19 protein-coding genes are annotated in these 23,891 nt (G+C 47.5%); 4 read left to right on the top strand and 15 right to left on the bottom strand.

Annotated features, from left to right (window positions below; translation table 11 throughout):
* Positions 1–344 (top strand): GDP-mannose 4,6-dehydratase (locus tag CFE23_RS15165; RefSeq protein WP_291089817.1); only part of this gene is annotated, 344 nt, incomplete at its 5' end.
* 78 nt (positions 345–422) lie between these two features.
* Here the strand turns inward: CFE23_RS15165 and fabD are convergent.
* Positions 423–1,298 (bottom strand): ACP S-malonyltransferase, encoded by an 876-nt coding sequence (fabD, locus tag CFE23_RS15160; RefSeq protein ID WP_291089814.1) that lies wholly within the window; start codon positions 1,296–1,298, stop codon positions 423–425.
* Positions 1,299–1,448: 150 nt separating this feature from the next.
* On the opposite strand from fabD, the gene CFE23_RS15155 reads away from it, so the two are divergent.
* A complete protein-coding gene (locus CFE23_RS15155) occupies positions 1,449–3,098 on the top strand; it encodes a hypothetical protein (protein WP_291089811.1) in 1,650 nt (549 codons plus the stop codon).
* Complete coding sequence (locus CFE23_RS15150; protein WP_291089808.1) at positions 3,095–3,643, top strand: sugar O-acetyltransferase; 549 nt, start codon at positions 3,095–3,097, stop codon at positions 3,641–3,643. Before CFE23_RS15155 ends, CFE23_RS15150 begins: the two co-directional genes overlap by 4 nt.
* Before the next feature lie 67 nt (positions 3,644–3,710).
* Here CFE23_RS15150 and CFE23_RS15145 read toward each other — a convergent pair whose 3' ends face one another.
* The 4 genes from CFE23_RS15145 to CFE23_RS15130 all read right to left on the bottom strand — a co-directional run bounded on the left by CFE23_RS15145 (position 3,711) and on the right by CFE23_RS15130 (position 7,609).
* A complete protein-coding gene (locus tag CFE23_RS15145; RefSeq protein ID WP_291089804.1) occupies positions 3,711–4,022 on the bottom strand; it encodes a DUF6370 family protein in 312 nt (103 codons plus the stop codon).
* Positions 4,023–4,025: 3 nt separating this feature from the next.
* On the bottom strand, positions 4,026–5,189 hold the full coding sequence (gene purT / locus CFE23_RS15140; RefSeq protein ID WP_291089801.1) for a formate-dependent phosphoribosylglycinamide formyltransferase: 1,164 nt from the start codon (positions 5,187–5,189) through the stop codon (positions 4,026–4,028).
* Between the two features lie 117 nt (positions 5,190–5,306).
* The gene (locus tag CFE23_RS15135) at positions 5,307–6,512 is read right to left on the bottom strand and encodes a pyridoxal phosphate-dependent aminotransferase (protein WP_291089798.1); all 1,206 of its coding nucleotides are present in this window, start codon (positions 6,510–6,512) and stop codon (positions 5,307–5,309) included.
* A 2-nt stretch (positions 6,513–6,514) separates the two neighbouring features.
* Positions 6,515–7,609 (bottom strand): acyl-CoA desaturase, encoded by a 1,095-nt coding sequence (locus CFE23_RS15130; protein WP_291089796.1) that lies wholly within the window; start codon positions 7,607–7,609, stop codon positions 6,515–6,517.
* Positions 7,610–7,759: 150 nt separating this feature from the next.
* On the opposite strand from CFE23_RS15130, the gene rsmG reads away from it, so the two are divergent.
* On the top strand, positions 7,760–8,389 hold the full coding sequence (gene rsmG / locus CFE23_RS15125) for a 16S rRNA (guanine(527)-N(7))-methyltransferase RsmG (RefSeq protein WP_291089819.1): 630 nt from the start codon (positions 7,760–7,762) through the stop codon (positions 8,387–8,389).
* 226 nt (positions 8,390–8,615) lie between these two features.
* Here rsmG and CFE23_RS15120 read toward each other — a convergent pair whose 3' ends face one another.
* The 10 genes from CFE23_RS15120 to CFE23_RS15075 all read right to left on the bottom strand — a co-directional run.
* Positions 8,616–9,608, bottom strand: a complete 993-nt coding sequence (locus CFE23_RS15120) for a T9SS type A sorting domain-containing protein (protein ID WP_291089794.1) — start codon at positions 9,606–9,608, stop codon at positions 8,616–8,618.
* 257 nt (positions 9,609–9,865) lie between these two features.
* The gene (locus CFE23_RS15115) at positions 9,866–11,152 is read right to left on the bottom strand and encodes an HlyD family efflux transporter periplasmic adaptor subunit (RefSeq protein ID WP_291089792.1); all 1,287 of its coding nucleotides are present in this window, start codon (positions 11,150–11,152) and stop codon (positions 9,866–9,868) included.
* A 6-nt stretch (positions 11,153–11,158) separates the two neighbouring features.
* Positions 11,159–13,351, bottom strand: a complete 2,193-nt coding sequence (locus tag CFE23_RS15110; RefSeq protein WP_291089789.1) for a peptidase domain-containing ABC transporter — start codon at positions 13,349–13,351, stop codon at positions 11,159–11,161.
* A 60-nt stretch (positions 13,352–13,411) separates the two neighbouring features.
* The gene (locus CFE23_RS15105) at positions 13,412–14,404 is read right to left on the bottom strand and encodes a carboxypeptidase-like regulatory domain-containing protein (RefSeq protein WP_291089786.1); all 993 of its coding nucleotides are present in this window, start codon (positions 14,402–14,404) and stop codon (positions 13,412–13,414) included.
* The gene (locus CFE23_RS15100) at positions 14,404–15,291 is read right to left on the bottom strand and encodes a hypothetical protein (RefSeq protein ID WP_291089783.1); all 888 of its coding nucleotides are present in this window, start codon (positions 15,289–15,291) and stop codon (positions 14,404–14,406) included. The genes CFE23_RS15105 and CFE23_RS15100 overlap by 1 nt, the downstream gene beginning before the upstream one ends.
* Before the next feature lie 67 nt (positions 15,292–15,358).
* Positions 15,359–15,598, bottom strand: coding sequence for a hypothetical protein (locus CFE23_RS15095; protein WP_291089780.1), 240 nt, complete (start codon positions 15,596–15,598; stop codon positions 15,359–15,361).
* Positions 15,599–15,713: 115 nt separating this feature from the next.
* Positions 15,714–17,267 carry a vitamin K epoxide reductase family protein gene (locus CFE23_RS15090; protein WP_291089778.1) on the bottom strand — a complete coding sequence of 518 codons (1,554 nt, stop codon included), beginning with the start codon at positions 17,265–17,267 and terminating at the stop codon, positions 15,714–15,716.
* 492 nt (positions 17,268–17,759) lie between these two features.
* The gene (locus CFE23_RS15085; RefSeq protein WP_291089775.1) at positions 17,760–18,476 is read right to left on the bottom strand and encodes a hypothetical protein; all 717 of its coding nucleotides are present in this window, start codon (positions 18,474–18,476) and stop codon (positions 17,760–17,762) included.
* A 238-nt stretch (positions 18,477–18,714) separates the two neighbouring features.
* A complete protein-coding gene (locus tag CFE23_RS15080) occupies positions 18,715–20,478 on the bottom strand; it encodes a T9SS type A sorting domain-containing protein (protein WP_291089772.1) in 1,764 nt (587 codons plus the stop codon).
* Positions 20,479–20,682: 204 nt separating this feature from the next.
* Positions 20,683–23,891: PKD domain-containing protein (locus tag CFE23_RS15075; protein WP_291089768.1), on the bottom strand; the 3,209-nt coding region annotated here is incomplete at its 5' end.

Below are 23,891 nucleotides of genomic sequence, written 5' to 3'. Positions count from 1 at the left end.
GGACCTGTGTCCGCGATTACATCCACGTGGTCGATGTTGCCAAAGCGCACGTTGTGGCATTGCAAAGGTTGCTTGACAACAAGAATACCGACAAAGTCGAAGTCTTTAATTTAGGTACCGGAAAAGGAAGTACTGTGCTCGAAGTGATACAGGCGTTTGAAAAAGTAAGCGGCAAAAAACTGCCCTATAAAATCGTTGACAAAAGACCAGGTGACGTGATAGCGGCTTATGCTGATACGCGCAAAGCCAATGACGAGTTAGGCTGGAAAACCAAGCTGACATTGGAAGATGCCATGCGCGATGCGTGGAAATGGGAGCGGAAAATAAGATCAATTGATAATTAATAATTAACAATTAGTAATAAAAAAAAATCCGATAGACGTTTATCTATCGGATTTTTTTTAGCTTTTTTGGTGCGATTCCTAAATGTTTTGTGTCGCTGCCTCGCGGTCAATCTTGTTAACTAATCCTGTCAGTACTTTCCCCGGGCCAATTTCTGTGAACAATGTCGCGCCGTCCTTAATCATTTGCTGCACAGATTGTGTCCACCTTACAGGAGCAGTAAGCTGTATAATAAGATTTTTTTTGATTTCACCAGGATCAGAAACTGCTGCTGCGGTCACGTTCTGGTATACTGGACAAATCGGTGTCGAAAACGTAGTTTGCTCAATGGCTGCTGCAAGTTCTTCTCTTGCTGGCTCCATCATGGGCGAATGGAAAGCCCCGCCTACAGGAAGGATCAGTGCCCGTTTGGCACCGGCTGCTTTCATCGCTTCACAGGCCTTTTCCACTGCTGTCGTCTCTCCCGAGATTACCAACTGTCCCGGGCAGTTATAGTTCGCAGCAACAACAACGCCATCAATTGAGGCGCAGACGTCCTCTACAATTTTATCCTCAAGGCCCAATACAGCAGCCATCGTTGACGGGGTGATTTCGCAGGCTTTTTGCATGGCCAGCGCACGTTGCGATACCAGTTTAAGTCCGTCTTCAAATGATAAAGTTCCATTAGCCACCAGAGCTGAAAATTCGCCCAAAGAGTGACCGGCCACCATTTCAGGTTTGAAGTCCCCGCCAAGTGTTTTCGCTAATATTACCGAATGTAGGAATACCGCGGGCTGCGTTACCTTTGTTTCCTTAAGTTGTTCTGCTGTACCTTCAAACATGATGTCGGTAATGCGAAATCCTAAAATGTCATTGGCTTTTTCAAATAATTCGGCGGCAAGTGCTGACGTTTCATAAAGGTCCTTTCCCATGCCTGTAAATTGCGCGCCCTGTCCGGGAAATATGTATGCTTTCATCGATTTTGGTTTATTTTATTTTGAATTGATTTGTGTCGAGGGCAAAAATAAGTAAATTTTCAGAGTTTCCTACTCCTGCGGAAAGCGTTGCCGTTTGCGTAACATTTGTTACTTTTAAAGACTAATTGGCAAAACCAAAAACAAACCACGATGAAAAAATTATTTCCATTGCTGTTAAGCCTCTTGATCGCATTTCTTTTTCTGTACTTCGGGCATCCCGTACTGGGCTACGGATTTATACAGCTTCCCATTCTGTTGATCGTTTTGGTATTCCTGGCGATGCTGTTTTTTACCAGGCTCGAGTATTCTCAAAATCAAAAGAAAGTAAAATTTATTTCGAAGCCTCACAAGGCCTTTGGATATGCATTACTGATTTTGTTTGTATACATCACCATTGTACCGCTGCTTACCAGTGCGCCAGTATTCCATAGTGGCAGCTATCAGAAACTTATTGGAAAAGTAGAAAACGGAGACAAGATCTCTAACCACATCGCGCCGATTTCCATTGATGAAATACGCGTGGTTGATGAAGATCTCGCTTACCTGTTGGGAGAAAAAATTATTGGATCACAGCCGGCATTAGGAAGTCAGGTGGAGATCGGTGATTTTACAATACAAAAGGTAAACCATGATTTGTACTGGGTTGCCCCGCTGTTGCACACCGGTTTTTTTAAATGGATGAACAATAGCGAAGGTACGCCCGGATATGTAATGGTTTCGGCAACAAATGAAAGGGATGTGCGGCTAGTGCAGGAAGTAGGTGGTAAACCTGTCAAAATAAAATACCAGCCGGAAGCCTTTTTCGGTGACCAGATCGAGCGTTATGTTTATTTTCATGGGTATATGACCAAAGGGTTGACCGACTTTAGTTTTGAGATTGACGATGCAGGAAACCCTTACTGGATTGTGACTACATTTACCAAGCGTGTCGGGTTTTCCGGAGATGATGCATCTGGCGTGTTGACCGTAAATGCCCACACCGGAGAGATTAAGGAATACTCCATCGCCGACGCACCTTTATGGGTGGACCGCGTACAGCCCATCAGTTTTATTGAGGACCAATTGAATGACTGGGGCGAGTATGTGCATGGATACTGGAACTTCTCTAATGCCAATAAACTTCAGATTACCGAAGGATTGACGCTGGTTTATGGCCATGACAACCGTTCTTACTGGTATACTGGCCTGACATCGGTAGGTAAAGACGAGTCTACTGTCGGCTTTGTGCTGACGGATACGCGTACCAAGCAAACCACATTCTACAAACAAAGCGGTGCCACGGAATATGCAGCACAAAGATCCGCGGAAGGAAAAGTCCAGGAAAAAGGATACAAGGCATCCCTGCCGATTCCGTATAACATCAATAACATTCCGACTTATGTCATGACGTTAAAAGACGATGGGGGACTGGTGAAAATGTTTGCCATGGTAGCCATCAGCGATTACACGATTGTTGGCGTGGGCAACACCATGCGCGAGACTTTGTCTGCTTACAAGAATGTGTATAACATGGCCGATAATAAGATCAATCCAAATGCGCAGAGTACGAAGAAATCCCTTGAAAGCGTTATTACGAGGATACAAAGCGACGTAAAAAATGGAAACAGTTTCTATTATTTTACGGTCCGGGATTACCCAAACATCTTCGTAGGCTCTTCGCAGATCTCAAACGAATTGCCCGTAACCAAAGAAGGGGACAGCATCCACATTACTTTTGATATTGATATGGAAAAAGTCATCGATATTTCGACATTTGAAAATAAGAACCTAACGCAGAAGACCGAGCCAAAAACCCCATGACGGAAAAAGAAAAGATGCTTGCCGGGGACCATTACTTCGCGAATGATAAGGAACTGAGTGCGGAACGGCTTCGTGCGAAGAAATTGCTTCACCGGCTCAATGTGACGGAATATGTGTTTAATGGCAATTCCCGCAACATACTGCGGGAGCTATTGCCTAACGCACACCGGCACCTTTACATCGAGCCACCATTCCACTGCGATTACGGCTACAACATCCATTCAGGGGAGAATGTCTATTTCAACGTCCATTGCGTCGTGCTGGATACGATGAAGATCACCATTGGCAACAATGTGTTCTTTGGGGCGAACGTACATATTTACGCCGCGACACATCCGCTGGACGCCGTAAGCCGCCGAAAAACTGAATTCAGTAAACCCGTGACGATAGGAAATGATTGCTGGATTGGCGGAAACACTGTGATTTGCCCGGGCGTAACTATCGGTGACGGCGTTACCATTGGCGCGGGGTCTGTAGTCACAAAAAATATCCCGGACAACGTGCTTGCTGCGGGAAACCCGGCGCGCGTTATTCGGGAATTGTAATAAAAAGGATTAAAAGTCAGGCGTAATGCGATGGTTTCATTGTTTTACGCCTGACTTTTTTTGTGCCTTATTTCTTTTTCAAGGGCAGCAGCTTAATGGAGGTCGCCTTAAAACGGTCACCGACAATTTCCCCGCTTACCTCAGCTTCGCGTACGGCATTGCACAATCCGTCATCAGCATGGGCGTCACCATGTTTGTCGATTTTATCTCCGTCAACGAAATAGGTTTTGCCTTCAATACGCACGGCCATGTCGCAGCCTTTGCCTTTCATCTTGAACTGGCATTCGCCACAGGATACTTCGACCACTTTTTTGTCAATCTTCTGGGCGCTTGCCGCAAATGATACCAGGGCAAACAAAATAAAAAATGTTTTTTTCATAGTTTAAGGATTTACTTTAATTAATGCTGCGGCAGCTTTTGCCCTTTCCACTACTTCTGATATAGCGGTGTCCAGCGTATCATTGGTCAGTGCAACGCCCATCCGGCGGTAAGGCCTCGACGTCGGTTTCCCGAAGATACGAAAATCTGTTTTAGGCAGCCCTGCAATGTTTTCGATTCCGGTGAAAGTAGGATGATCGCTGTGTTCAGAGGCCAGGATCACCGCACTGGCGCCGGTCTTTTCTAACTTAATTTCGAATATCGGTAAACCCAATATTGCCCGTAGGTGCAGTTCAAACTCATTGAAATTCTGTGTACCTGCCAAGGTAACCATGCCCGTGTCGTGCGGTCTTGGGGAAAGTTCTGAGAAATAAACGCCATCGTCAGCAAGGAAGAATTCCACGCCAAACAAACCGGCGCCGCCTAAAGCTTCCGTGACTTTTTCCGCCATATCCTGCGCTTCATATAAATCCTTGTCGGAAATCAACGCAGGCTGCCAGCTTTCCTGGTAATCGCCGCGTTCCTGACGGTGGCCTATCGGCGCGCAGAATAGGGTTGGGCCGTTGTTTTGGGTAACAGTAAGCAGGGTAATTTCTGAATTGAATTTCACTAAGGCTTCGACAATGACTTCCACGACGTCACCACGTGAGCCTTCTACGGCATAACGCCAGGCTGTCGCTATGTCCGCTTCAGATTTGATCGTAGACTGGCCTTTGCCTGAGGAGGACATCAAAGGCTTGACGACACAGGGTATCCCGACTTCGGCTACTGCGCTTTGTAATTCATCAGCGGTAGTGGCATATCGGTAGTTTGCAGTCTTTAGTCCAAGTTCTTTTGCTGCAAGATCCCGGATGGCTTTGCGGTTCATTGTAAAATTCGCCGCCTTTGCCGAAGGGACTACCGTGATGCCCTGTTTTTCATAATCATAAAAGCGCTCCGTTCGGATGGCTTCGATTTCAGGTACGATAAAGTCGGGTTGGTGTTTCGCCACAATCCTGTCAAGCGCATCGCCGTCGAGCATATTAATGACTTCGAAACCATGCGCGACCTGCATGGCAGGAGCGTTTTCGTAACTGTCCACTGCGATGACGGTTTGACCGATACGTTGTGCTGCGATTACGAATTCTTTGCCCAGTTCTCCGGAACCCAATAGTAAGATTTTTGACATTTTTAATTTTTTTAAACCATTAAGGCATTAAGAAAATTAAGGTTTTGTGCTTAATGAACTTAATGCCTTAATGGTTCGGGATATTACAAAAAAGCCCCGAAAGTTCGGGGCATATGTTTAAGCTAAAGCTTCTTTGATTCTCTTCATCGCTTCGGTCAGCAATGCTTCGCTGGTAGCATATGAAAAACGGATGCAGTTTGGATTTCCGAATGCGTCCCCGGTCACGGTTGCCACATTGGCTTCAGACAAAAGATACATCGAAAAGTCGTCTGCGTTATTGATTTTTGTGCCCCTGAGGGTTTTTCCAAAATAGGAAGATACATCCGGAAACACATAAAATGCACCTTCGGGAACATTCAGTTTCAATCCCGGAATCTCACGGATCAATCCCACAACAAGGTCGCGCCTGCGGTGAAACGCCGAAACCATATCGTTTAGTACAGATGGGTCTGCATCTACGGCGGTAATGGTCGCCCTTTGTGCAATACTGTTTGCGCCACTGGTAACCTGTCCCTGCATTTTGGTACAGGCTTTCGCGATAAATTCAGGTGCGCCGATGTAACCGATCCGCCAACCGGTCATGGCAAATGCTTTAGCCACGCCATTCACGGTAATGGTCCTGTCGAACATGCCCGGAATGCTCGCAATGCTGCAAAATGTACCCGAAAAATTGATGTGCTCGTAAATCTCATCCGCTACGACGTATATCTGTGGATGGTTTTCCAACACTTTTGACAGCGCAGTCAGCTCCTCACGGCTGTAAACAGACCCGCTTGGATTACAGGGTGAGCTGTACCAGATCATTTTCGTTTTAGGCGTAATGGCATTTTCCAGCTGCGCTGCGGTAATCTTAAAATCGCTTTCGACAGATGTAGGCACTTCAACCGGCACGCCGCCTGCGATTTTAATAATTTCGTAGTAGCTAACCCAATACGGTGCGGGAAGGATCACTTCGTCACCTTCATTGAGCATCACCTGCGCAATATTAAACAGCGATTGTTTCGCTCCAGTAGAGACAACAACATTCGCTGGTTTGTAATCAAGATTATTATCTCTTTTGAATTTACGGCAAATCGCTTCTTTCAGCTCCATATAACCATCGACGGGTGAATACGTACTGTAATTTTCGTCGATTGCCTTTTTAGCGGCTTCTTTGATAAAATCAGGCGTGTTGAAATCAGGTTCGCCAAGGCTCAGGCTGATGATGTCTTTTCCCTGTGCTTTTAATTCCCTTGCCAATGCTGCCATGGCCAGGGTTTGTGAAGTGGATAAATTGTTTATCCTGTCGGATAATGGGTTCGTTGTGTGTGTATCGGTTTGCATATTTAGGCTAGCTGAGGTTTTTGCCCTAGTTCTTTCAAATGCTTGAAATGTGCGGCTACGGCGCTGCGCATCGTGCCGAATTCGTAATACGGGAGGTTGAATTCGCTTGCCGTTTCCTTTACAATCTTCGCAATCTTATCGTAGTGTACGTGGCTGATGTTCGGGAAAATGTGGTGCTCTATCTGGTGGTTTAATCCTCCGGTAAAATAATTCACAATCCAGTTTTTAGGTGCAAAATTAGCCGTGGTGAAAAGCTGGTGTATCGCCCAGGTGTTTTCCATTTCGCCGTACTCATTCGGCTCAGGATTTGAAGTTTCCTCTACAACGTGTGCCAGTTGGAACACGACGCTTAGGATAACGCCTGCAGTATAATGCATAATCAGGAATCCGATCAACACTTTCCACCAGGTGATTCCCAATACCATCGGTACCACAAGCCAAATTGAAAAATAGATAATTTTAGTAATGATCAGCGTCGTCCATTGGATCACCGGATTTGGAAATTCGCCATACGATAATTTGCGTTTCATGTAACGGCGCATTTGCTGGAAATCCGTGGTAATGGCCCAGTTGAACGTCAGTAAGCCGTATAAAAACACGGAATAATAATGTTGAAACTTGTGGAACCTTCTCCACTGCGCCTGCGACGTAAAACGCATGATGCGCCCGGCCTCGAGGTCTTCATCGTGTCCGTGGATGTTCGTATACGTATGGTGCAGTACATTGTGTTGCACCTGCCAGTTGTAAACATTTCCGGCAAGAATGTAGATGCTGCCACCCATGAATTTATTAATCCATGATTTTTCCGAATAGGAGCCGTGGTTTCCATCGTGCATCACGTTCATACCAACGCCGGCCATTCCGATCCCGATAACCACTGAAAGGATCATCATCACCCAAAACGGCATGTCAAGCATCAGGATTAAAAAGTATGGCGTCAGGAAAATCGTGAACATGACCACTGCCTTGAGGTGCAGCTTCCAGTTTCCGGTTTTTTGAAGGTTGTTTTCTTTAAAGTAATTGTTAACGCGGGAGTTAAGCGTCCTGAAGAATTTCAGGCTGTCCTGCTTTGAGAACGTGGGAATTGTGGTATTCATAAATTAAATTGTAATCTAAAAAATTGTTTCCAAAGGTAATTATTATTAGAGAGCTAAACGCTCAAAAACGTGAAAAATTTCACCGCTAAAATCATTACTTTTGTCCCGCGCAGCATTTGCGCTACAATTATCTACGTTAAAACCGCGCTCATGGATGAAATCCTGAAATATTTCCCGGAACTTACTGATACCCAAAAAGAACAGTTCACACGATTGGAAGCACTCTACCACGACTGGAACGCGAAAATCAATGTGATCTCGCGCAAGGACATTGACCAGTTGTATACCAAACATGTGCTGCATTCGCTGGCCATTGCAAAAGTCCAGCCATTCGCACCGGGAACCTATGTGCTCGACGTGGGTACAGGCGGTGGATTTCCCGGTATTCCATTGGCCATACTGTTTCCCGAAACGCGTTTCTACCTGATTGACGTGATCCTGAAGAAAATCAACGTAGTCAAGGCTGTTGCTGAAGCGCTCGGACTTCAGAACGTCAAAGCCGAACAGATGCGCGCTGAAAACGCCAAAGGGGATTTTGATTTCATTGTAAGCCGTGCCGTGACAAACATGCCCGACTTTGTGTCTTGGGTGAAGGAAAAGATTAAGAAACAACAGAAGCACGAATTAAAGAACGGCATTTTGTACCTCAAAGGCGGCGACCTGACCGACGAGCTTAGGGATTTTCCTAAAGCTACCGAATACAATATCGCCGATTTTTTCGCCGACGAATTTTTTGAAACGAAGAAAGTCGTGCACCTGCCGCTGAAATTTAAGCCGTAGTTTTCTGATGGCGCGCCCTGTGGGCCGGGCTTTTGGCTGCACACGGTGCCTGCCGCAATCCCTCGCGCGGCCTCTCCCCATAAAAAAATCCCATATTCCATCACTATTGCGGTGGAATATGGGATTTCGCTTTGTATTCAGTCGCAGTATGCGGTTTCGTCGCCTTCGACAGGTACTTGACTGATCAAGGTATGGCCGCACACTGTGATTGTCAATTGTGACTCAATTACTGCTTCACGACTTTTTTCGTAGTGGTGCCATAATCCGTGGCGATCATGGCAAAATAAATGCCTTTCTGCAATTGTGAAACGTCCATGCTTGCAGCTGTAGTTTCCCCGACCATGCGGCCGTTCACGTCAAAAAGGCGTACCGAACGCACCGGAACGTTTCCTTCATTAACGATTTGCAGTACGTCCAACATCGGGTTTGGGGTTACCTGTACAAGGTTTTTAGCCACATCACCAATGCTTAAAGCCGAACTCATAATTTCAATCCTAGTCTTGGTTTGATTAATCGATAGCAACGGCACAACCATCGTCGTGGTCGCAGTACGGAACAATGGCGAATTGTTGCCTGCTTCAAAATAGCTGTAGCTGTCGATGGTCACCGTTCCTACTGTGCCAAATCCCGGATAAACCAGCGAAAGGCTTTGTTGGGTCATGAGCCTGACCACATTTACGTTATCCGGTCCCGGATCCAGCGTCAGGGTGCCGTACGCATCGATCGATGTAGTTAATGAGCCGGTAAAGGTGCCGTTGTAGGTCGTGTAGTTGAACGTTCCTGCGACAGCATCCGTATTGGTATATCCATAGGCAAGCGGATAGGTTCCAACCTCAGCATTGTCCGTAGCATAGTTTAGGGTCAATCCATCACTTACTGCACCAGTCACGGAAATAGTGCCTGCAACTTCTTTAGCATAGATTGTGCTGCTTGTTGCGGTCGCATTTTCAGTTCCTGCGGTAGTGGACTTGAAGGTCGTTCCGGGATACGAGGTGACCTCGCCTGCAGTCGGTGTGCCATTGGTATCTACCACATCGCCATTTATTGTCAGTCCGCTAAAACTCCAACTCTGGTCTGTACCGTCAGCTGATTGGTCCAATGCTGTCGCAGAGGAGAATAGGGTGTAGGCAGTCGCATCGACGCCGTAATAGCTGTTCACACTTTGCGCAAAAGCGGCTGCGGAGAACATTGATAATAAGAAGAGTAGTTTTGTTTTCATATCATGGTTTTAAAGTTAGCGAAATATACGAAAAACTAGAAAGCAATTTGAAATTTTAAACCAATGATTTTTATTAAGTTATCATCAAATTGGCATTGATTGTATGCCTTTTTGTATAAGGAAGGAAGTTTATGCGGAATATTGATTTTGTTTGCAGCTTTTACCCTGCTTCGCAAGTGGGTTTCCTTAAAGTCTTGGTTTGCAAAACCAAACCATCGCCATCTCCCGACGTTATTTAGAGCATGTTGTCTTCCTTGTTATCGCCTGAAGACATCCCTGAATTGATAAAGCAGGCGTTCAATTAGCCGCAGATCTTCAGTAACCACATCAGCGGTTCCGGTCATTTCCTGCTGAAATGTGATGGGTTTATTGTAAGAGGTCAGTAGGCCATTTGCCAGGGAGACGTCTATTAACAGGTTGCCCTCTTTGTCAGGTGTCAATGAGATGGCTTTTATTTTTCCCCTGATTACGCCAAACTCACGATCCGGGAAATTGTCCAGTTTGATATTTACGGCCTGTCCAATTTTTATTTTCCCTGAATTTTTTGCCTCCGCTTTTACTTTTCCAATATAGCCGTCTTTTTTACTTGGGATAATGGAAAAGACCTGATCCCCTGCAACTACAGTCTGGTTCTTATTCCAGATTTGTAAAAATGATAGTGTACCGTCTATGGAAGAAGTCAACACATAGTTGATCTGCCAGTCCTTAATTGACTTTTTGAGCTGATAGAACGCCTGGAAAACATTTCGCTCGAGATTTACAATCTCTTTTCTTTCATTCACCTTCGTCGTTTGTGTATTTCTGTTTAGCTCATTAAGCGATGACTGCAATGAAGATATGGAACTTAAAAGGCTTTTGTAGTTTTTTTGTTCCTGCAGAAATTGCAAGCGGTTTTTTTCTATTTCCTGAGCCGCAATAATGCCTTTTCGATACAGGGTTTCATGCCTTTCGAGATCGCTTTTTTGGATTTCAAGTTCGCTTTGATTGATTGCTTTTTGCGCCTGAAGTAAATTTATCCGTTCCTTAAGCTGAATCGCTTCCATCTTTTGGGCATTCCCGTCAATTTCGTAAGGCTGTAGTTTTGAATTAAGTTCGTCTGCGATATACTCTTTCTGGAAGGCTGCAAAAGGCCCTTCAAGATCTCCAAACTGCTTTGCGTTTACCTTTTCGAAAGGAAATCTGCCCCTATCGATATTAAAAGTGTCGACAATTCCTTTCAATAGGAAAACGTCTTTATAGTTTGCGGCGTTCTCAATCACCGCCAACGGGGTGTTTTTTGACACCACTGTTTTGTCCGCGACGAGTATGGCTTCGATTCTTCCGGATGCTTTCGCAACGAGCTTTTGTGGAGGTACATTGGTCGTTATTACAATTTTCGTCGAAATGATGTCCGGATACTCGATCAGCCATGATGCAAAAAATACCATCGCCAGGATCCCGAAGATAATCACTGAGCCTGAGCGAATTAACCAATGGGGCACGCGGGTCAGGATCTCCTGTACTTCTTCGCTCCTTAATTCAAAAGAAGTGTCTTTTTCTTTCATAGTGATTTAGCTGCCCAATTGCAACTGGTTTTTTATTAACTTATAGTAGCTCGCTTTTAAATCAATCAGTTCCTGATGGGTTCCGATTTCTACGATTTTTCCCTTTTCCAGCACTACGATCTGGTCCGCATTCATCACCGTACTCAATCTGTGGGCAATGACGACAACCGTTTTGTTTTTGAAGAAGATATCGAGTTTTTCCATGATTTCTTTTTCGTTGTTGGCGTCTAAGGATGAGGTGGCCTCGTCAAAGAACAGCATTTCAGGATCTTTATAGACCGCGCGCGCAATCAACAGCCTTTGTTTTTGGCCGGTGCTCATGCCCACGCCCTCCATGCCGATTTTGGTATTGTATCCCAACGGATAGTCCTTTATGAAATCTCTTATATTGGCCACGTCGGCAGCATATACCAGTTTCTCTTTGTTGATTCTGTCAACGCCAATCGCGATGTTGTGCGCAATGGTATCATTAAAGATGTAGCCTTCCTGCATTACAGTCCCGATGTGATTGCGCCACGCCCTTTGGGTAATATGCTGTAAAAGGGAATCTCCGACCGCAATCTCGCCGGAGGCCGGATCGTAGAACTTTAACAGTAGTTTCATTAAGGTGGTTTTTCCACTGCCACTGGTTCCTACTATCGCCGTGATTTTATTGGCCGGAATGGTTAAATTGAGTCCTTCCAGCACATTTACATCAGTACCAGTGTATCTGAAGGATAGGTTTTTGATGACGATATCGGCGTTTTGCTGTATCTCAGCGACCAGATTTTCTTCACCCTGTGTTTCATCTTCTTTTTCATGGATTTCTGACAAACGCGCCAGCGATATTTTGGCATCCTGGGCTTCCCGTATGAAATTAATCAACTGCAGTACAGGGGCGTTGAGGCTGCCGACAATGCTGCTGATGGCCATCATCATACCCAAGGTGATTTCTCCATCGATTACAAACTTAGCCGAAAGGAAAATGATAATGATATTCTTTAATTCGTTGATGAATCCCGATCCAATCGTTTGGGTTTGTTCAAGGACCAAACCCTTCATAGAAACTTTGAAGAGCCTTGCCTGAATATATTCCCATCCCCATCTTTTTTGTTTTTCCGCATTGTGCAGCTTAATTTCCTGCATGCCGTTGATCAGTTCAATTACCTTACTCTGTTCCTGGCTGATTTGTGTAAACCGTTTGTAATCGAGAGACTCCCGCCGTTTAAGAAAAATAACTACCCAGGCAAAGTAGAGCAGGCTGCCCACGAAGTAAACCATAAAGATCTTCAGGTTGTAGTACGCTAAAACACCCCCCATCACCAACATGTTGAATGCCGAAAACAGCACGCTCAGGGACGATGAGGTCAGGATCCTTTCAATCCGGTGGTGGTCGTTGATCCGTTGCATGATGTCGCCGGTCATCCTGACGTCAAAGAATGAAATGGGCAGGTTCATTAATTTGATAAAAAAATCGGAAATTAAAGAAATGTTTATCCGTGTCGAGAGATGCAGCGTGATCCAGCTTCTAATCAGTTCCAATGCGGTTTTACCAATAAACAGGAAAAGTTGCGCAAATAAAATGAGGTAAATGAAGTGGATATTCTGGTTTTGTATCCCTACATCCACAATGCTTTGGGTTAAAAATGGAAATATCAACTGCAGCAGACTTCCTGCAAAGAGCCCAACGGCAAGCTGGATGATAAACGCTTTATATGGGAGGATATACCGAAACAGTAAGTTGAATCCAAATGCCTTTTTATCTTCATCTTCAAAATCAGCATTGTAGAATTTGGGAGTGGGTTCCACCAATAAGGCGATTCCTTCTTCTGTTTTTTGGGTAGCGTTGTTGCCGATCCAGAAGTCCAAAAATTCCTGTACGGGATAATCAAGCAATCCAATTGCCGGGTCAGAGATGAAACAGCGCCCTTTTTTTATTTTGTACAGCACAACATAATGCTCATTGTTCCAATGCAGGATACAGGGAAGCGGCACCTCTTTCAGCCGCTCAAAACTAAGTTTAACACCTAGAGACTTAAGTCCGATACTTTCTGCGCCGTCAGACAAAGAAAGCAGATTGCTCCCCTCCCTGTTGGTTTCGCTGATATCCCTTAACGCCTGTATATTGATTGATTTGCCATAATGCCGGGCGATGATTTTTAAGCATGTAGGCCCGCAGTCTTTGGTGTCAGGCTGTTTATAGAAAGGAAAATTTGACATTATCGGCTAGTTAGTTTACCATTATACTCATTTAGAGTGCTGTCTTGTCGCGAAGCACGGCTACTCAAAATTTTTAAGCTCATATCCTATACCCAGATTCAGGGCCCTATGGATATCGATATTTTTGTTTGAAAAGGAATACCTGTCATAGACGGACCACGATTCGTCGCCGTCGACACGGAAGCGGTAGCGCATAAAAGTATGGCTTGATTCATCGTCTTCCGTAATCGGGAATAAGGGCCGGATGGCGAGCCCAATTCTGAGATATCCTTGTTTCGTAAGGCGCTCTTCATAGGGGTTTTCAGCGAGCAGATTTCCTGTCGGGTCTGCGCGGCCTATGGCTAACAGGCCTACAAACAGCCCTTCTTCAGGGACGTTAATCTTCTTGTCTGAAAGATCTATTTCAAAGTTTTTGGCGTCTTTTTGTGTGATTGTAATCACAATCGGGTCACCGCCCAATAGCGCACCGGGCTGTCCATTTTGATTTTCATAAAATTGAAGCTGAAACACACTGCTAAACTGCTCGTCAACTTCCTTTGCTTTGGTTTTGTCATTCGCGCGGACCTTGAGTATCGAGGCGTTCGTCGGAATTTTAAGTTTTGTCAGATACGACCGGGTGGCATGGTGGTTTCCCAGAATAAGCGTTGCGATCTCATTTCCGGCCACCGCCAGATAGCTTTTTGGGAAATGGTCGTGTGTCTTAACAGCCACCTTTGAAAAAGAGAATTTTTTTGATGGTTCCGGAATCACGACAGGATCCAGAGCGATGGCCTCAGGACGCATCCAAATGGTGTCTTTTATATCACTGGTGTTGATTTTTAACGCTTTATACCCAATGGAGCGAACCGTCAGGCTGTCGGAGATTTTACCCAATACGAACCCGCCGTCTTCATTGGTAAAGGTTCCGAGTCTGTCTGCATAAATGACGGTGGCGAATGGCACGGGCTCTTTGGTTTCCTGATTCAGGACCCACACCTTTTGCTGGGCGTTCACCGTCAGACTGCCTCCAATGAGGAGGAAGCAGCAGGAGAGACTTAAAGTTATTTGATTCATTATTTTGTAATTTGCAGGCCAAAATTAAAACACTGCAGGTTAAATTTACTATACATCGGCTCAGTCCATTCGCCCGGTTCGCCATCAACCAGATTACGGTGGTATTCTTTAAAATTTGATTTTTTCTTCCTCCTGACTACACCGAACGATGGTTTCTGGGAATATCCCATGCCAACATAGTAGGCCTCGTTGAATAAACCGACAACGATAAAAATGCCATTGTCAGGGAACGCCGTCCATGGCATCGCACTCAGGTCAATACTGACGTCGGCGTCATCTTGTTTTCTTACAGCGAAGAAATTATCGTTAAAGACTTTTGTTCCGGGCAGGCCGCTGACCGGGTCGACGCTGTACAGGTTCACCTCGAATGGGATATACTTCGCATCGTTACTTTTAATAAACTGGTTTTTTGCGGTCTTGATGATGATTTTTGAAATGTAGTAACTGTCCAGCAATCGGTCATTCGGGACAAATACGGCTACTTCAGTGTTGTAAGGAAAACTGACCCCATTTTTCTTCAGGTTTAGCGTACTTTTTTCCGGAAAAATCAGCTTTTCGATTTTTTTATGGCCACTGATGTTTACCGCGTCCAATTGACTGGTTTTTTCCTCAAGATAGATCTTCTCCGTTTTTAGGATGGCGGCTTTGGTGAAAACTACGCTGCCAAAAAGCACATGAGAGATTTTTACTGCTGAAAATTCCCGTGAAGCCGGAACACTGAAAAAGCCCTGATCATCCGAATTGCTCACGAATTGATCATCCACGAAAACATTGGCGGAGGCAATTGCAGTAGAATCAATTTTGTTCAGCAGCTGTATCGTTTTGTTGTTTTGTGAGTACAAGCTTACCACAAACAACAAACTTACAACAGGCATCAATATTTTCATATTATACAACCTATTTTGAAAAATGAATAGTAAATATTGGGGATGGCCCAGCCATCCCCAATACTGATTAACAACCCTGGAAACCTACAGGGCAAGGTCCTTTCTGCGGTTCCCAACTGCCAAATCCGATACCAATCCATGATGGACGGGAATCCCAGGTACATTCGAACGCATAGGCGCCACCGTTGTACTCAATAATGTTTCCTGTGCATTGAACGTTCCTTACTTTCAGTCCGCCGTTAACACTTTTTTGCTCTTCTTTACTCAATAGGGTTACTCCCTCTAAGTTCTTAATGTTCTCTAACATAAAAATAAATTTTTAAAAATAAATCTGCTCAATCATTTTAAGTCAGTTGAGTTTCTGACTACTCTTGCAAGAATACTGTATATCCGATGGGCTCCTACCCATGGTTTTTTAGGTCTTAATGACTGTTTTCGGAAATCAAATCGTCTATAAATAAGAAAATATCGCTTAAATCATATCTTTTTGGGAACAGGTAATTGTTGATAAACGTCGTTGGGATCTGGGTAACGCCATTTGAAGCGACCCAATCCTGATGGTCGTTGAGTATTGCGGTAATCCGCGCATCCTGCTGTACAGGGTATTGGTCCAGCCAGTCTTTTAAGTCCCGCTTTTCAAACCATGATGCAAGCATGTGGAGGCTTTGCGTTTTGTCGCCACTCAGGTACATGGCCAATACCGCCATCACAATTTGCGTCGCCGGATGGGTGGTGTTTTTATTGGGCACACTGAAGATCAGGTTTATCTGCACCTTTTCGCCGTAGGTTTTGAGCAGGCCTGCATAGGTCTTGAAAGCTTCGCTGCAAAAGCCACACATCGGATTGGTAACGGCATCGATAACGATTACGGGTTTGTCGGAACCGAACGTTATTTTATGCGATTTGGCAATGACATTATGGTCTTTTAAATGCTCTTTTGTCAGGCACATTAAAAACAGCTCCTGGTCTCTCCTGAATCGGGTAAATTCAAACTCAACTGATTCCAGCCTGAAGCGTTCGCTCAGGACGCCCTTGAGTTTATACCAGGAAAGCGACACAAACAGCACAATGAACAGGAATTTCGATGCATAAGCAATGCTGGGCGCCATTGCAGGCCAATGCATACAAGCCAGTACAAACTGTACCATCAAAATGCCGGAGATTCCCAGACACAGCGCGCACCATTTACGGACAACAATGCCCTGGTAGTAAATGGAATACAAAACAACCGGAATGCTGAGCGCAGCAAGGGTCAGGAATACCGCATCATTTGCCCCAATCAGTATCGCCGATAAGGTGATGGACAAAAAATAGACCAATACGGCGTCACTTAGCGAAATCCATTTAAATAGTTTGGCATTTTGATCGTTGATCACAACCCCGCAGCCGTCCTGCTTTGAAATCGTGGCGCACACTTTCGCCGTTGTTTTACTGTGAAACCCAAACGACTCCTTCAAAATATAGTAACTGAGGGCCAGGCCGGACAGGGATAATAAATGGTAGGCAATGAAAGGAATCGAGTTAACGGAAATTAAAGAAAAGACAGCGAAGGCAGCCATTGCGATAAGCGCTGTTTTTTCAAAAACACCGGCACCCGACACAGTCCGCTTGTTTTCATCAATGAGAATTGCGGTCCCTTCCCAGATTGTTTCGAACGCGTCAGCTGAGAGCTTCTGCCGTTCCATATTCTGGTTGGTGATTAAAAAACCGGCTTTCCTGCGCTGTACTAAGAATGCCTCCAGATCACCATTGCTTTTAAGTAACGCAATGAAGTTTTCAGGGAGTTGCCGAATGGCCGCAAAAGGAATTCTTGCGGCCAGATTTCGGATGCCGAAATAATCGTACGTATCAGATACCGCTTTGAACGTCGGAAAATCAGGATGTGTCTGCAATTGCATATCCAGCGTCTTTGGTTCTATGTGGTAGTTGGATAGCTTGAGGTGCCTGTTGACAAGGCCTGCGACTGAAGGTTTCAAAATATCGGTTTAGAGACTAAAATAGATGTTTAATGTCTGGACTTCTCCATAAAAAGATTAAACGGATATCACTTATTCGCTAAATGAATCTTTTGCCGTTATTCTCTCAAGATCCTTTCAATAGCATCTGGTTTTTGTTGTGTTTGATATTTCAAATGTAGTAAAAATCGTATTCAAATGTTATTTTGAATAATTTTTTTATGATATAATTTTTTTAGGGTTGCAAAATGGTGTTTTTAGAGTGGTATGATACGCGTTTTGCATTGGAACTGCCGCGTTTGGTTGTCGCATTAACTGCCGCCTCCGGTATGGTGACAGGATACACCAACCATCAATTTTGCAGGCCTGACATAACAACGGCCCTGCAGGCAAAGATGAGTTAAAACGAAGTATGTTGATCCGCCAACCAGGACCACGTTACCGCTATAAAAGCGCGAAATTAATCTGGCGCTGCTCGTTGAATTCCTTGCCGGTTATCGGTAATCCGATGTCTCAGTACTCTAGAACGTACTCATTCACCGCATCTTCCTGAAATGGGATTTCCTGCGTAACGCCTGAGACCTGGATGCCATTCTTTATTTTGGTCGAAAAGATTTTATGCGTTTCGGCATTCTCAGGAACATTGTAATAGACGACTGAATTCACGTTGGTTCCCTTCCACGAGGTGTCTTCCCATGCGCCGGTACCGCCGCCGCCCGGAAGCTGTTCCGCAGGATACGATACATTAGGCAGCCCGAAGTTTTCAATCTCCGTCATAAAACCCTGTACATTTCCGGCGAAAAAGTCAATGTGTACATAGTCGTTTTCATCATAAGGGCTGGTGGTTTGAACTGCAATCTTAAACTTAAGGTATTTTTGGACCTTCAGGACAATAGGCTCATCGGGATCGAAACTGTATTGGGCAGAATCATAGTGGTCATCGCCCGGTGTGTACACCCTTAAATAACCATTCGACGGATGTTTTATCTGCACGCGGAAGTTTCCATCGGCATCGCTGACCACGGTGGTGCTGTCTATTCTTTCGGCGAATGCCCACGGATTGCCCGCGTCGCGAACTTCATAAGCCTGGATATAGACGGTTTGGTTGGCCACGCCCTCGTTGTTGACTTCCCGCGCAAGACGGCCCGTCAGGGTGTATTGATTGTCTCCGTCATCGCTGCAACCGGCAGCACCCAACAATATCAGTAAAAGTAAAAGTATTCGTCTCATCAATTTTGGTTTTAAGGTGATTGGCTGTAAAACAGCAGGTTGTAATGACAAAACGGCGCGGAATATGATTTATTGTACAATATATTACAGAACCCAATTCCGATGGCAGGGAGTAATGGTACGTGCCATAGCGCCCGGCCCGGCGACTGCGCTCGGGGTGACGGCAAGAGGGTAAGAAAAGGTACTGTTGTTTTCATAGTGTTTTCCACACCGGCTTCCGGTAGGCGGGCCTTGTATATTATTGCTTTACGATCTTGATGACGGTTTTGCTGCCGTTGTGGTCACGCAGCTCGAGCAGGTACAGCCCTGCGGCGATACCCTGCAGGTCGATGGATGCGTGTGGCTGCAGGCTGCCGTCTTGCAGCAAGGCGCCGGTAAGGCTGTACAGCGCGTAGTCCATATTTTGGCTGTTGTCCAGGTGCAGTAGATCGGTTACGGGGTTCGGGTAGGCTTTGAGGACCGCGGTTTCCGGGGTCTCGGTGCCGAGGTTGCAGGCCGCGCCGAACTTTGCGACAAAGAAGTTCGTCTCTGAACCCGGGTCTGATAAGGTGGTGCTGCCCACGATCAGCTGGTTCCAGAACCGTCCCCCGACCAGGTAATTGCCCTGGGTGTCGTGGGTGATGGCCGTGGCACCATCATCGACATTGGTGGTGCTGGTCAGGGTCTCGATCGCGATCACGGCACCGGTATCGCGGTTAAAGCGTGCGACGTATGGATCCTTGCCCTTGTTGGCATACGGGATGCTGATGTTGCCCCATTGGATGCCGGCATGCTGGCTGCAATACGCCACCTCGTTGCCGTTGATGGTAATACCCGCTACTTCGCTAAACTTGTCAAAACCGCTGGTGAACCAGATGTTGTTGCCCTGCGGGTCGAGCTTGACCAGGTAGGGACAAGGAATCTGGATAATATTTGAAGGCGCGGTAATCTGGTTGCCATTGAAACTTTCCATGACCGGGTCCGGATCCAATGGCGAGCCTATGGTTCCGCCCTCACCGGTCAGGTAAATGTTGTCCTGTTCGTCAAATGCGAGGTCATTGCTGCCTCGGGCAAATCCCGCAAGAGTAGTATTATTCTCGCGCATCCACAGGAAGTTGTCTGAGGCATCAAATGCGGCAATGAATTTGCTATATTGCTCGACCTGCCCCCCAATGACTACCGCGATGTTATTATCATACCTATCTACGGAGCCGGAAAGATACCAGTTTCCGTTGTGGTGGTTGCGGCGCATACGGATTTGCATTAATCCTATATCGCCTGTTACCTGTAAATCCACCAGCTTGTAGCCTGTAAATGTTCCCGTCGCATCGTATTTAAGTATATAATAGGCGTTTTGGGTCACTGTTAACGTGCCATTTGCATAAGTACCCGGTACAAGGTAGCACATCCAGTATGAATTGCCCAGTTCATCGGTCTGCAGGTCAATGGATAGCCCCGCATTTACCTGCGATGAGGGCAGGTTAGCCGCCTGGGGCCTGTCGTACCACAATACGTTTCCATTACTGTCGTATTTGGCGATGAATAGTGAGGGATAGCCTGACGGTGGGTTCTGTACCGCATAGGGCCATGTGACGGCATCACTGAGGTGCACTTTTGCATACGAGCCCGGAAAGTTAAAATCATCGATATGGTTATAGGACTGTCCCGCGATATAGATGTTGTCCTGTGCATCGACCTGGAGCATCTGGATGTAGTCGGAGTACTGCCCTCCAATCACCTGCGCCCAGCGGTAGGTGCCGTCGCACGCAAAGCTCGCGAGTACATAATCAATATTTGTACCGCCTCCACCGTCGTAAATACTGTATGTTGGTTTTGAATGTCCGTCGACCAGCAGGTTCGCGATGCCGGTATACGCGAGGATGTATACATTGTCCTGGCTGTCGGTGGCCATCGAGACGACTTGTTCATACAGACCCCTGGCGACCTGGGTCGCATCGGTGCTGCCGCCGCTTTTCGCCCATTGCCAGGTCTGGGCATGGGAGGTGCCGGTGAGCAGGAGCATCAGTAGGAGGGTTGTTTTCCTCACCACCTGGCCCCTCTCTGGGGGAGCGGGTAGGCGGGCGGGGTTTAAGGGTACTGTTGTTTTCATAGTCAGCAGGTATTAAGGTGTTTCTTTTTATTTTTATCCTCACCCCCTGGCCCCTCCCGATTCGAGAGGGGTGATGGCGGGAGGTATTTTTTGAGCGTGTCTAAAATACAAAATTATTTACTCGAGTACGAGGTTTTTCTGCTGGATGACCTTGCCATGCTGTTTCATCGTGACAATGTAGGTGCCTGCAGCAAAACGGCCCGTATCCAGCTGCCATGTCCCCTTGGTCGTGCCGGGGGTAAAACGGTCCAGCAGGCGTCCCGTCAGGTCGTACAACGCCAGCTCGAGGCCGGCGGCTTCAGGCACGGCATAGTCAAAGCGCACCACTGTAGCGGCCTGTGCCGGATTCGGCACCATGGACAATGCCGGTGCGGTGGCGGCGGTACCGGTTGCAGCGGGCCTTGAGGGCTCCACTTCAGACGGGCACAATGGCGGAAACACTAACTGCAGTGGTATTGTGCAATGGTTTCGATGGCCCACCAGCTCCATGTACAGCATTAGCGGCCCACCGGCAAATCCATTGGTGGGGATCAGCGACACCGTCACATCGTTGTCGCCCGGTGCGACGGTCAGTACCGACGGGCTGACGATGCCATACCCAAATGCTGCCGTTAGGCGCACCTGCAGGTTCGAGCTGGTGCCGTTGTAGATCAGCAGGTGGATGCTGTAGTGGCAAAACTCTTCTTCAATCGATGCAATATCCAGATTATCAAAGCTCAGGAATTCGCAGGGATCACAATGGTATTCAAGGTTCAGGTCTTTGCTCGTGACCGCGCACCCCTGGTTCTGCAGCAGTTGCCGGTAGGTGCCGTCCCCATGAAAGTCCAGGTCAGGCAGTATCGAGCCATCGCCCTGATCCGTGATGAAATCGTCTTGCTGCCATTCCCAGTGTGCAAATGCGGGCAGCGGGGCGAGCACAAAGCGCTTGATTTCGCTGCACAGGTTGTAGCAGCCGGTCGGGAACAGCCACAGGTACAGTTCAGGGTCTTTGGGAACCTCGATCTGTGCGGTGGCGCTGCAGCCTGCCTCATTTGTGAAGCGCACCTGGTAGGGGCCGCCGGCGGTGACCGTCACGGTCGATTCAAACGATCCGTCGCTGCTCTGGCCGTCGCTCCAGTTGAAGGTGCCGGGTGTGCCATCAGGGTTATAGGCATACAATACGACGCGGTACGGGTTGCAGAGCGCGGGGTCTGACGGTACGATGCTCACGACGGGTGCGGGGGGCGGACCGTCCACATACACCAATTTGGTCACCACATCACTGTAGCAGTAGCCGCTGCCGGCGGGTCCTTTGGGTACCCGGATCTTCAGGGTATAGGTGACGAAGCTGCCGATCAGGTTTTCGTCGGCCAGTTGGCCCAGTTCGGCATACGCGGCACTGTAGCCCGTTTCCTCCCCGTCCACCGTCCAGTTGTATTCGGCCCCGGCACCCGCATAGGCCGAGAGCGTATAGGATTGTCCGGCACAGACGCGGTTCGGTGCAGTCAGTTGGATTTCGGGTACCATCACGAATGCGGCGTTCTCTGGATTTGTTTGATTTGTACAACCATAAATGTCCTTAATCTTTACCCAATAGGCACCTGAAATATTATTGGTCAGGCTGCTATCCGCGGTTGAGATTGTTGGTGTTGAGGTAACGCCCACTTGTTCGGTTCCATTCATCCAGGTAAATTGTGTTGCTGTGGCTGAATTACCGGATGGAGCATAACGCAATGTAATCGGTGTATTTTCACAACTGACAGCGTCATGCACTTCGATCGTTCCCAGTAGTCGGTTTTTCTGCACAGTCACCGGTTTTGTCGAGGATACCTCGCAGCCGTTTTCATTTTTTACGGTAAGGGTTATTGAAAATAGGGCAGATGAACTGGTCGTCGGATCCCCATACGTCTTCTCCGGTTCGGGTTGGGTGTTGGTCGTGCCATCACCAAAATCCCACAGGTAGGTTTGCCCGGCTACGGGCGGCTGTGCCAGGTGCATCTTGATCGTCTTGTTGCTGCACACCTCCCCGCAGCCGCTGCTGCAGGTTTCGCTGGTGTAGGTGAAGGCCGGGTTGGGCAGTTCGGGTACCACGAAGCTGTACTCGGCCGTGGTACAGCTCAGGTGGGCCGGGTTGTCGTCGTAGACCTTGAGCTTGTACGAATGGGTGCCCGGTAGGCTGTATACGACCGTTTTGGTGGCGCCCGCCTGTGCATAGGGGGTGCCGTCAATGTAAAACACGCGGTGCGTGATCGTCGTGTTGTAGGTCGGGCTCAGGTCGCGGAGTGTCACGGTATATCCGGTACCCGCCGCGTTGCATTCGATCGCGGCGCTTACTTTGGCAATAAACGGGATCTCGACCAGCGTGGATGCGGTCACGGCACACTCGCCGCCGCCCACCGCAGGGTAAAGGCCCGTGTAGTTCAACCGGTACAACCCGGGCTTGGAGAGCGTGTATCCTACGGCCGTTGCCGTAGCATTGTCCTGTACCGCCGAACACTGGTAACAGTCCGCCGGCAGGGTCCAGGTGGGGTTTGCCGGTGCGGGCACTAAGTTTGCTGTGGCACTGATGTGGCCGCAGCCGTCTAAAGTATAGCCGACTGTCATGGTCGTGGGTGGGCCGCCTGCGATTTCACAGGGTGGTGAACCCGGTCCCCCCGGTCCACAGCCGGGGCGGAGCTCGGTGCCCTGTGTGCGCATGCTGCAGCCGTCAATCGAGATGTTTGCATAGTAAGTCCCCCATGCGGTGGCGTTGTAGGTAGCTGCGGTCGCGCCCGGAATTTCGATGTTGTCCTTGTACCATTGGATCGTGGCGCCGGAACCGGGTGTTGGATTCAATGACAAGGGGAATGTAAACGGGCTGCACAGGTACTGGTCGAGTGCGGGGAGCAGGTCAAATTGAAGCGCACCGTGTACGGTGATGGTCCGTTCTACGCTCACATCGTAGTCGCAGCCGTTGATGTGGTGTACGACGGCCTTTAACAGGTGTGTCGCGGGCATGGTACTGCTGTTGGCCACCTGAATGTTGGTGACCATGCCGCGCGATTCCCCATCGACAAACCATTCCACCGTTTGTCCGGGTGAGGGGGTGTAATCGGGCGGATAGACCACCTGCGGCTCAAAGGAACGGCTTTCGCAAATGGTTTCCGGCACCGTGATTTCGAGCGCAGGGGTCTGCTGGATGGAAACCAGGAAGCTGAATTGCCGCATCGGGCCGCATTTGCGGATGTTCAGCAGTACATTGGTGTTGAGTTCGACGTCGGTCTGGTTCCACAGGATCTTTGCCGAGGGGGTGCCGTTTGTGATGATGCTGCCCGCAGTGGGGTCTTCGCGCGACCAGGTGTACACTT

It is taken from the genome of Flavobacterium sp. BFFFF1 (assembly GCF_002256285.1).
Classification (GTDB): Bacteria; Bacteroidota; Bacteroidia; order Flavobacteriales; family Flavobacteriaceae; genus Flavobacterium.
Note: the sequence above shows the minus strand (reverse complement) of the source record. Positions and strands in the feature narration are given on the sequence as shown.

What these genes read in the sequence shown, in the direction of transcription:
- CFE23_RS15155 (WP_291089811.1), top strand. Translation starts at nt 1,449, where the DNA reads ATGAAAAAATTATTTCCATTGCTGTTAAGCCTCTTGATCGCATTTCTT.
- CFE23_RS15150 (WP_291089808.1), top strand. Translation starts at nt 3,095, where the DNA reads ATGACGGAAAAAGAAAAGATGCTTGCCGGGGACCATTACTTCGCGAAT.
- CFE23_RS15130 (WP_291089796.1), bottom strand. Translation starts at nt 7,609, where the DNA reads ATGAATACCACAATTCCCACGTTCTCAAAGCAGGACAGCCTGAAATTC.
- CFE23_RS15110 (WP_291089789.1), bottom strand. Translation starts at nt 13,351, where the DNA reads ATGTCAAATTTTCCTTTCTATAAACAGCCTGACACCAAAGACTGCGGG.
- CFE23_RS15115 (WP_291089792.1), bottom strand. Translation starts at nt 11,152, where the DNA reads ATGAAAGAAAAAGACACTTCTTTTGAATTAAGGAGCGAAGAAGTACAG.
- CFE23_RS15135 (WP_291089798.1), bottom strand. Translation starts at nt 6,512, where the DNA reads ATGCAAACCGATACACACACAACGAACCCATTATCCGACAGGATAAAC.
- CFE23_RS15120 (WP_291089794.1), bottom strand. Translation starts at nt 9,608, where the DNA reads ATGAAAACAAAACTACTCTTCTTATTATCAATGTTCTCCGCAGCCGCT.
- CFE23_RS15145 (WP_291089804.1), bottom strand. Translation starts at nt 4,022, where the DNA reads ATGAAAAAAACATTTTTTATTTTGTTTGCCCTGGTATCATTTGCGGCA.
- CFE23_RS15100 (WP_291089783.1), bottom strand. Translation starts at nt 15,291, where the DNA reads ATGAAAATATTGATGCCTGTTGTAAGTTTGTTGTTTGTGGTAAGCTTG.
- rsmG (WP_291089819.1), top strand. Translation starts at nt 7,760, where the DNA reads ATGGATGAAATCCTGAAATATTTCCCGGAACTTACTGATACCCAAAAA.
- purT (WP_291089801.1), bottom strand. Translation starts at nt 5,189, where the DNA reads ATGTCAAAAATCTTACTATTGGGTTCCGGAGAACTGGGCAAAGAATTC.
- fabD (WP_291089814.1), bottom strand. Translation starts at nt 1,298, where the DNA reads ATGAAAGCATACATATTTCCCGGACAGGGCGCGCAATTTACAGGCATG.
- CFE23_RS15105 (WP_291089786.1), bottom strand. Translation starts at nt 14,404, where the DNA reads ATGAATCAAATAACTTTAAGTCTCTCCTGCTGCTTCCTCCTCATTGGA.
- CFE23_RS15080 (WP_291089772.1), bottom strand. Translation starts at nt 20,478, where the DNA reads ATGCTCCTGCTCACCGGCACCTCCCATGCCCAGACCTGGCAATGGGCG.
- CFE23_RS15095 (WP_291089780.1), bottom strand. Translation starts at nt 15,598, where the DNA reads ATGTTAGAGAACATTAAGAACTTAGAGGGAGTAACCCTATTGAGTAAA.
- CFE23_RS15085 (WP_291089775.1), bottom strand. Translation starts at nt 18,476, where the DNA reads ATGAGACGAATACTTTTACTTTTACTGATATTGTTGGGTGCTGCCGGT.